The 8,735-nt window shown below is 68.0% G+C and carries 7 protein-coding genes, 2 tRNA genes and 1 pseudogene; 8 read left to right on the forward strand and 2 right to left on the reverse strand.

Going from position 1 to position 8,735, the window contains the following annotated elements; translation table 11 throughout:
* Window positions 1–126: pseudogene (locus ACK5IN_RS04005) on the forward strand (prephenate dehydratase); the annotation flags it as partial.
* A gap of 19 nt (window positions 127–145) precedes the next feature.
* Here ACK5IN_RS04005 and ACK5IN_RS04010 read toward each other — a convergent pair.
* Together ACK5IN_RS04010 and ACK5IN_RS04015 are read right to left on the reverse strand one after the other, a co-directional pair.
* Window positions 146–1,198 carry an LLM class flavin-dependent oxidoreductase gene (locus ACK5IN_RS04010; RefSeq protein WP_416894929.1) on the reverse strand — a complete coding sequence of 351 codons (1,053 nt, stop codon included), beginning with the start codon at window positions 1,196–1,198 and terminating at the stop codon, window positions 146–148.
* Window positions 1,199–1,483: 285 nt separating this feature from the next.
* Complete coding sequence (locus tag ACK5IN_RS04015; protein WP_416894930.1) at window positions 1,484–2,482, reverse strand: diacylglycerol/lipid kinase family protein; 999 nt, start codon at window positions 2,480–2,482, stop codon at window positions 1,484–1,486.
* Between the two features lie 44 nt (window positions 2,483–2,526).
* Here ACK5IN_RS04015 and serS point away from each other — a divergent pair, with 44 nt between their 5' ends.
* The 7 genes from serS to ACK5IN_RS04050 form a co-directional block, all read left to right on the forward strand.
* On the forward strand, window positions 2,527–3,789 hold the full coding sequence (serS, locus tag ACK5IN_RS04020; RefSeq protein ID WP_416894931.1) for a serine--tRNA ligase: 1,263 nt from the start codon (window positions 2,527–2,529) through the stop codon (window positions 3,787–3,789).
* Window positions 3,786–4,721 (forward strand): HAD family hydrolase, encoded by a 936-nt coding sequence (locus tag ACK5IN_RS04025; protein ID WP_416894932.1) that lies wholly within the window; start codon window positions 3,786–3,788, stop codon window positions 4,719–4,721. The genes serS and ACK5IN_RS04025 overlap by 4 nt, the downstream gene beginning before the upstream one ends.
* 81 nt (window positions 4,722–4,802) lie before the next feature.
* A tRNA-Ser gene (locus ACK5IN_RS04030) sits at window positions 4,803–4,887 on the forward strand.
* Between the two features lie 41 nt (window positions 4,888–4,928).
* The gene (locus ACK5IN_RS04035) at window positions 4,929–6,215 is read left to right on the forward strand and encodes an LCP family protein (RefSeq protein WP_416894933.1); all 1,287 of its coding nucleotides are present in this window, start codon (window positions 4,929–4,931) and stop codon (window positions 6,213–6,215) included.
* 90 nt (window positions 6,216–6,305) lie between these two features.
* Window positions 6,306–6,397 (forward strand) — tRNA-Ser (locus tag ACK5IN_RS04040).
* 356 nt (window positions 6,398–6,753) lie between these two features.
* On the forward strand, window positions 6,754–7,323 hold the full coding sequence (locus tag ACK5IN_RS04045) for a hypothetical protein (RefSeq protein ID WP_416894934.1): 570 nt from the start codon (window positions 6,754–6,756) through the stop codon (window positions 7,321–7,323).
* A gap of 41 nt (window positions 7,324–7,364) precedes the next feature.
* Window positions 7,365–8,735 (forward strand): ATP-binding protein (locus ACK5IN_RS04050; RefSeq protein WP_416894935.1); only part of this gene is annotated, 1,371 nt, incomplete at its 3' end.

Consider the following 8,735-nt stretch of genomic DNA (forward strand, 5'->3'; position numbering starts at 1 on the left):
AAGGTGGTGTTCCTCGGCTCGTACCCGCGTGCCGACCGCGCCATCGTGCGCTACCCCGAGCGTTACTCCGACGACGTGTTCGTCGAGGCCCGCGTATGGCTGCGCGGTCTGATCTCGAGCGAGCCCGGGGAGTGTCGCGCCGGGGTCAGACGGCGGCGGCCAGCAGCACGAGCGTCTGCACGCGGCCGGGTGAGGCCTCCATTGGCTCGGCGTCGTAGGAGCCCGCGACCGGCGAGATCATCACCTCGTCGACGCCCCACCGCTCGGCGACCGCGCGCAGGTCGGCTGCCACCGTTGCCGGGTCGCCGACGAACCAGCCGGCGCGGGCGGACTGCATGACCGACGCGGCCAGACCGTCGAACTCGGCGGCCCCGGCCTGCGCCTGCTCGACGGTCTCGAGGGGGGTGAGCGGCTTGTTCGTGCGCAGCCGCGCCATCATGCGCTGCTGGGGGAGAGCGCGCTCGTCGGCCTCCTCAGCGGTCGGTGCGGCGATGACGTTCGCCGTGAGGAAGGTGCGCGGCGTGGCCAGGGACTCGCTGGGCTGGAACTGCGTGCGGTACAGGTCGAGCGCGCGCTCGAGCCCCTGCCCGGAGAAGTGGTTGGCGAACACGTACGGCAAGCCCAGGGCGGCCGCGAGCTGCGCGGAGTAGTCGCTCGAGCCGAGCAGCCACACCTCGGGTGTGCCGGTCGCGGCGGGGGTGGCGTGCACATCGTAGGCACCGCCCGATGTGAACTGCACGGTCGCGCCGTCCGGCGAGGCGAGCCGCACGATGTCGCGCACGTGGTCGGGGAACCGTTCGACGTCGCTGGTGGTGCCCGACATGCGCAGCAACTGGGTGATCACCGGGTCGCTGCCCGGTGCGCGGCCGATGCCGAGATCGACGCGGCCCGGGGCGAGGGCCTCGAGCGCGGCGAACTGCTCGGCGACCACGAGCGGCGAGTGGTTCGGGAGCATGACGCCGCCCGAGCCGACCCGGATGCGCTCGGTGCGCGCCGCGGCGGCTGCGGCGAGCACTGGCGGCGAGGTCGAGGCGACCGCAGGCATGTTGTGGTGCTCGGCGAACCAGTAGCGGGTGAACCCGAGGTCGTCGGCGGTGCGGGCGAGGGCGAGGGATGCGGCGACCGCCTGCGCGCTGGACTGCCCGGTGCGCACGGGGACGAGGTCGAGAACGGACAGCTGCAACGGTGAAAGAGTCATCCCCCGGTGCAAGCGCCGAGCGGGGGTGGTCTATTCCTTCGCCCGCGCGGCGAGGGGACAGGGCTGCGCGGGGACGTGCCAGCACGGGGAGCGGCGACGCGCTCCGACGCACGCGCGAATCGCCGAAAACTGCTCGATGCCGCCGGTTCGAGGCATCCAGGGCAATCGCACCGCCGTTCTCGATCTGACCGTCGCCCGTGAGCGAGGCCCCGGCCGCCTCGGCGCCCGTGGACGCCAGCACCACGGCGATGACGGTCACGCGAGAGTCGAGATACGAGCCAAGCGTCACAGCCGCGATGTGTCGTGCCCGTGCGGCACGGTGACGCGCAGGCCGCCCGGCTCGAGGCGGCAGCGTACCCGCGTGGCCTTGCCGAACTCGTCGCCGTCGAGCTGCACGGCGCTCGGCCACTCCGCGGCCACCTCGATGCTGCTGCCGTGCCGATAGCGCACCGAGGCGGCGCGGCCGCGGTACTGCAGCACACGCCGCCCCGCGCGGAACCGACGCAGCACGCTGTTGTCCCACCACACTTTGCGCCACACGCCCAGCCACCCGAACCATCCCGCCGGCTGGATCACGGCGACATCGAGCCGGCCGTCGGTGATCGAGGCGTCCGGCACCAGCGAGATGCCCGCCGGCAGCGCCCCACAGTTGGCGAACAGCACACTCTGCACCTTCGCGGTGTGCATGCGCCGGCCCTCCAGCTGGTACACAACGCGGAACGGCTTGGCGTTCGGCAGCGACCGGGCCGCCCCGTCGATGTACGCGACCCAGCCGACGGTCTTCTTCAGCTTCGGTCGTGTGTTCGCGATCATCGCGGCATCCAGCCCGATTCCACCCATCACCACGAAGGCATATTCCTCGTGCTCGCCGTCGACACGCGTGAGGGTCGCGATGCCGACGTCGATCGCGATCGTGTCGCCGGTGAAGGTCGCGTCGATCATGTGCTCGGGTTCGAGCAGGGGCAGACCCAGGTTGCGCGCGAGCAGGGTGCCCGTGCCGCTGGGGACGATGGTCAGCGGCACGCCGGTGCCGGTGAGGGCTTCGGCGACCGCGCGCACGGTGCCGTCGCCGCCGGCGACGAGCACCGCATCCACCGCCTGGTCGAGCGCCTGCCGGGTCGCCTTCTGGCCGAGGTCCTCGATCGTCGTCTCGAAGAACAGCGGCCGCGCCCAGCCCGCGCGCGACGACCGGCCCGACACCGCTGCGCGCAGCGCGCGCTTGTCGACCTTGATGGGGTTGTAGACGAGCGCGGCGCGTCCGCGCCTGCTCCGTCGCTCCGCCATGTGCACACGATAGCGCCAGATTCCCGCCGACTAGACTTGCCAGGATGATCGATCCTCTCGTGCTGCGTGACGACCCCGACCTGGTGAAGCGGTCGCAGGTCGCCCGCGGGCACGCGCCGGAGACGGTGGATGCCGCGCTCGCCGCCGACCGCGGGCGCCGTGCCGCGATCTCGGCCTTCGAGGAGCTGCGGGCGGCGCAGAACGCGTTCGGCAAGACCGTCGCGCAGGCGCCGAAGGACGAGAAGGCGGCGCTGGTGGCCGAGGCGAAGAGCCTGGCCGAACGGGTCAAGCTCGCACAGCAGGCGGTGACGGGTGCCGAGGCCGTCGCCACCGAGGCGATGAGTCGCATCGAGAACATCGTCATCGACGGCGTCCCGGCCGGCGGAGAGGACGACTTCGTCGAACTGCGGCGCGTCGGAGACATCCCGATCTTCGATTTCCCTGCGCGCGACCATCTCGCACTCGGTGAACTGGTCGGCGCGATCGACATGGAGCGCGGCGCGAAGGTGTCGGGGGCACGCTTCTACTTTCTGCGGGGCGTCGGCGCGCGGCTCGAGATCGCGCTGATGAACATGGCGCTGCAGAAGGCGCTCGCGGGCGGCTTCACGCCGATGGTGGTGCCGACGCTCGTGCGCCCCGAGATCATGCGCGGCACCGGGTTCCTCGGCGAGCACGCCGATGAGGTGTACCGGCTCGAGGCTGACGACCTGTACCTCGTGGGCACCAGCGAAGTGGCTCTCGCGGGCTACCACAAGGACGAGATCCTCGACCTGTCGGGTGGCCCTCTGCGCTACGCCGGCTGGTCGACGTGCTACCGCCGCGAGGCCGGATCGCACGGCAAGGACACACGCGGCATCATCCGCGTGCACCAGTTCAACAAGCTCGAGATGTTCGTCTACGCCGACCCGGCCGACGCCGAGGCCGAGCACCTGCGGCTGCTGGCCTGGCAGGAGGAGATGCTGCAGGCCCTCGGGCTGAGCTACCGCGTGATCGACATCGCCGCGGGCGACCTGGGCTCGTCGGCCGCGCGCAAGTACGACGTCGAGGCGTGGGTGCCCACGCAGGGCGCGTACCGCGAGCTGACCTCGACCTCGAACTGCACGACGTATCAGGCGCGGCGGCTCGACATCCGCCACCGGGGCGAGGGCGGGAGGACGCAGCCGGTGGCAACCCTCAACGGCACCCTCGCCACTACCCGGTGGATCGTCGCCCTGCTCGAGACGCATCAGCAGGCCGACGGGTCGGTGATCGTGCCCGAGGCGCTGCGTCCCTACCTCGGACTCGACGTGCTGGAGCCGCTGAGGTGAGCGCGGGCGCGCACCTCCCCGAGACGGGCAGTGTCGAGGTCGTTCCCCCGGCCGATGCGGCCGAGATCGTCGAAGAGGTCGCCCACGCCGACATCGCGACGCCGCAGCTGCTCATCGCCCTCGACCTCGACGGCACGGTGCTGCTCGAGGACGAGTCGCTGAGCCCCGGCGTGGTCGCCGCCGTGCGGCACGCGCGCGATGCCGGTCACGAGGTCATGGTCGCCACGGGTCGCAGCTGGGCGTCGACCCGTGGCATCCTGCGGGTTCTCGAACTCGCTCCCGAATACGTCGTGTGCTCGAACGGCGCGGTGGTGCTGCGGCGCGTCGACGCCGACGACCTGGAGTACGAGCGCGCGCACATCGAGACCTTCGATCCCACCGCCGTGCTGCGGTTGCTGCGCGAGCACCTGCCCAAGGCCAACTACTTGGTCGAACTGCCCGACGGCAACCGCCTGTTCACCGACCACCTCGAGGATTGGAACCTCGTGCAGGCGCGGCGGGTGACGTTCGACGAGCTCGCGCAGTCCGAGGTGTCGCGTGTGGTCGTCGTCTCGCCCGGTCACGACGAGGCCGCGTTCGCGCGGCTGATCGAGCAGGTCGGCCTCAACCAGGTGTCGTATGCGATCGGCTGGTCGGCGTGGCTCGACATCGCCCCGCAGGGGGTCGACAAGGGCACCGCTCTCGAGCTCGTGCGGCAGTGGCTGGGCATCGAACCCGCCGACGTGCTCGTCATGGGCGACGGACGCAACGACGTCGGCATGTTCCAGTGGGCGCTCGAGAAGGGCGGCCGTGCGGTCGCGATGGCGCAGGGCCCGCAGGAGGTGCGGGATGCCGCGGGCGAGATCACGGCGTCGGTTCAGGACGGCGGGGTCGCGGCCGTGCTGCGTGAGCTCGGCGCCACGGTGCACGGCCCGCGTGCCGTGGTCGAGTGACGCGGGCGGATGCCGCATCCAGCCACTCCCCAGCCGCCGCTGGGAGGATGGCAGACGGCTCATCGGTAGACTCGATCGTCTGGAGGGTTGTCCGAGCGGCCGAAGGATCTGGTCTTGAAAACCAGTGGGCAGCAATGTCCCGTGGGTTCGAATCCCACACCCTCCGCAGTGTGTGATGCGTGAGGCCCTTTATTCGAGAGGACCCCGGTGAGAGACGAGAGCTCTACGCGCGGTGCGCGGCAGCCGGTGGCGCGTCACGGGCAGCTGACGTCGCCGCACCCGCTCGCACAGATCGCGAAGATCCTCGCGGTCGTGCTCGTCGTCGCCCTCATCGGCACCGTCAGCACCGCCGCGTTCGCGGTGTGGAACGCGACCCAAACGGTCGCCGACATGTCGGTCGAGCTCGAAGGCGACGTGCAGCTGCCGCCGACGATCGGTGAGATCGAGGGCGGTGTGAACCTGCTGCTGGTGGGCACCGACTCGTGCGAGGGGCAGAGTCTCGAGCTCTTCCCGCGCTGCGCAGAGGATGAGGGCGGGGAACGCAACGACGTCACCATGCTGCTGCACATCGGCGACAACCCGCGCCGCGTCACCGTCGTGTCGTTTCCCCGCGACATGATGGTGCCGATCCCGTCCTGCCCCGACGGTGAGGGCGGCCGCTACTCGGCGATGAGCTCGCAGATGCTCAACGCGTCGTACATGTACGGCGGGCTGGCCTGCACGGTGCTGACCGTCGAGAACCTGACCGGGGTCGACATCCAGTTCGCCGGCGCCATCCGCTGGACCGGCGTCATCAACATGTCGGACGCCATCGGGGGAGTGGATGTCTGCGTCGCCGGCCAGATCGACGACGGGCACACCGGCCTGCGACTCGCCGAGGGCACGCACACGCTCGTCGGCGCGCAGGCGCTGCAGTTCCTGCGGATCCGCCACGGCATCGGCGACGGGTCAGACCTCGGCCGCATCTCGAACCAGCAGCAGTTCATGTCGTCGATGGTGCGCAAGCTGCAGTCCGGCGAAGTGCTGTCGGACGCCGGCACGCTGTTCAACCTCGCGACCACCGCCATGCAGCAGGTCACCAGCGGACAGCTGCTGCTGAGTGAGACGCTCGCGAACCCCACTCGCATGGTGCAGATCGCCATGGCCGTCAAGGACGTGACGTACGACGACATCGTCTTCGTGCAGTACCCCACGTACTACACACCCGGCGGTGAACGGGTGATGCCGCTCACCGAAGCCGCCGGCGTGCTGTTCACCGCGCTCGCCGAAAACCAGCCGATCGCGATCTCGGGCAAGCCCAGTGCCGGCAACAGCCAGGAGGTCGTCGGCGAAGCGGCGCCCAAGCCGACGCCGTCTGCGTCGCCGTCGGGGTCTCCGGTGCCGACCGAATCGGGGGGCGCGGAGGTGTCCGTGCCCGAAGAGGTCATCACGCTGCCCGATGTCATCACCGGCCAGACCGCCGGTCAGGTCACGTGCACGACGCCCGAGCGGTAGCGCTTCGGGTGCGAGCGCGAGTTCGCCGTGCCCAGGTCGAGCGGTTATGATTGCTGGGCGCATCCGGTGCTCTTCGGGGTCGGGATGCCTGGAGACGTCGCATAGTCAGGCCTAGTGCACCACCCTGCTAAGGTGGAGTCCCCTTACGGGGACCGAGGGTTCAAATCCCTCCGTCTCCGCCAAAAATAGCCGGTCAGAGGCTAATTTCTCCCGGCTCTTGAATCTTCGTCGGTCGGCTCCGAGCAGATTTCTGCGGCGAAGTTGCCGAGAAGTTGCCGGACTCCGCAGAAACACCGTTTTGCAGCAGCCAACCGGTGCGGGAAGTCACGTCGCCGAGTATGGATGGCGACTGCGACAGGGTGAGCGGCTCGTGGCGAAGCGCTGCGAGGATGGTGTGTGGTTGATGCAACACCACGGATGGCCTCGATTGTGAGGAGGCCCATTCAATTAGCCAACGTACGCTTCAGCCGCCGCATTCGTCCTTGGAGGATCAGTGTCATCACATGTCGACAGGAGCGCGCACCGTTCGCCGACACGTGTGCAGGCAGCGGCATCTCCTTCTATCGCGCAGATCGACGACGGTTCCCCTTTTCTGTTAGCTGTGCTCGCGAATCCTCCGCTCGGCGCCGAAAGCCGGACTCTCGGGCGGGTTCGGCTCGCAGCACGAATCCTCGGCTTTGAACAGATGCGAATCGCCAACCTCTTCGCCATTGCGAGTGCGTCCTCCAGGGACATAGCTGTGTTGGGGCACGATGTGCATGGGTGGGAGATTGCTCGACCGCCGCTGCTGGAAGCCATCGTCGCGGCCGAGCAGGTACTCATTGGCTTCGGAACGATACCCGTGACGGGAGCAGCGCGTCGCAACTTCGAGGAGCAGCTCCGCTGGCTTGCGGAGGTGTTGCACCTGCAGGGCCACGACATGGTATGGCAGGTCGGCCAGGCCCGCCACCCATCTCGTTGGCACCAGTACGTGAGTGACCGCCACGGCCGGACCTCTGGCGGCTCGTTTGACGAGCGTTTACGTGAAGTGCTTGTCAGCACAGAAACCGCGGCGCTCTCGTGGGGGCTCCATCGCCCTCCCGCGCGCAGTGTGGATCGACGCGGCTAGTAGTCTCGGGGAGACGCTTTCAAGGGCAAACTGGAGCCACCATGCAGGTAACGAACCGCGACGCCACGCACTTGAGTGTGCACCCCACGGTCGTGTTCAAGCTCGGCCAAGATCTGATCACCGACGACTTGCAAGCGCTCACCGAGCTCATCAAGAACTCGTATGACGCCGACTCCCGAGGCGTCGATGTGCGGATAGACACACAGGTATGGACAGACCTCGCCGGGATCGAAGTCTCCGCGGACACAGCAACAGAGATCGCCGCTCGTCGACGAGAACTTCAAGCGACGATCCAGGAGCTCGAGCAGGAGCTACCTAGCGATGCTGACGCTGCGCGAGATCTCAAGGCGCGGCTTCAGGCTGCCACCGAGGCGCTTCGTGCCCTACCGGAGTACTTGCAGGGGCGGATAGAGGTCCTCGACGCTGGAACCGGAATGTCCGCGGACGATATCGTCCGTGGATGGCTCACTGTCTCGGCGAGCAATAAGGGTGCTCTGAAGAAGGAGGACTGGACCTCAGCGAAGTTCAGTCGCACGCCACTGGGAGACAAGGGCCTGGGGCGACTCGGTGTGCAACGGTTAGGGCGCCTTGTCGACCTAACAACGAGGATGGACTCCGAAGAGCCCCTCACATGCACCATCGACTGGGATGCATTCGCTGACGCCGAGTCTCTGCGGGACGTCGAGATCTTCATCCTCCCCGGACCCCCAGAGACGAGAGTGGGCACCAGAGTCGTCGTTCGAGGACTGAACAATCTCGACGTCTGGTCGAATGTCGGGAGTCTACAAGCGCGGCTGGCGGGAATGATCTCCCCATATAGCGAGCACCAAGGCTTCCGCATCACCATGTTCATCAACGGCACCCGGATGGACCTCCGGGAAGTGTCGCAGCAAGCCCTCGACCAGTCGGCCATCCGGTACACCCTTCGGTACGCCGACGGAGTCTTGACGATCCAGGGTGAGTTCAGCGCCCGTTTCCTGCGACCGGACCGCGGCGTCGACGCGCAGTCGACTTGGGAACGCCTCATCCGAGATGACAACGGAGACCAGTTCCTCGCCTGGCTGCTGGATTCCACGCCCAAGCTCCGAGAACTCGGACTCAGGGAAGGTGACGACCGGTACTTCTGCCGTTTGGAAACTGAAGTGCGTCTCGACAATGGGAACGCAGAGTTCGTCGACGGACCAGACGGCGGATTCGTGATCGCTGATCCCGGGCCATTCGACGCCCGCGTCGACGTGATCCAGAGAAGGGCGACGCGGGACCTTTTCGGGAGTAAGGATGACTACGAGGGCTGGATGGCCGCGTCCCAAGGAGTCCGTATCTACCGCAACGGATTTGGCGTGCGGACGAAAGCCGACTGGCTGAACTTCAATCGCTTCATGACGGGCAACTCTTATTACTCGATCCGGCCC

Origin of the sequence: Microbacterium sp., assembly GCF_047971895.1 — a bacterium.
GTDB lineage: Bacteria > Actinomycetota > Actinomycetes > Actinomycetales > Microbacteriaceae > Microbacterium.

What these genes read in the sequence shown, in the direction of transcription:
- serS (WP_416894931.1), top strand. Translation starts at nt 2,527, where the DNA reads ATGATCGATCCTCTCGTGCTGCGTGACGACCCCGACCTGGTGAAGCGG.
- ACK5IN_RS04015 (WP_416894930.1), bottom strand. Translation starts at nt 2,482, where the DNA reads ATGGCGGAGCGACGGAGCAGGCGCGGACGCGCCGCGCTCGTCTACAAC.
- ACK5IN_RS04010 (WP_416894929.1), bottom strand. Translation starts at nt 1,198, where the DNA reads ATGACTCTTTCACCGTTGCAGCTGTCCGTTCTCGACCTCGTCCCCGTG.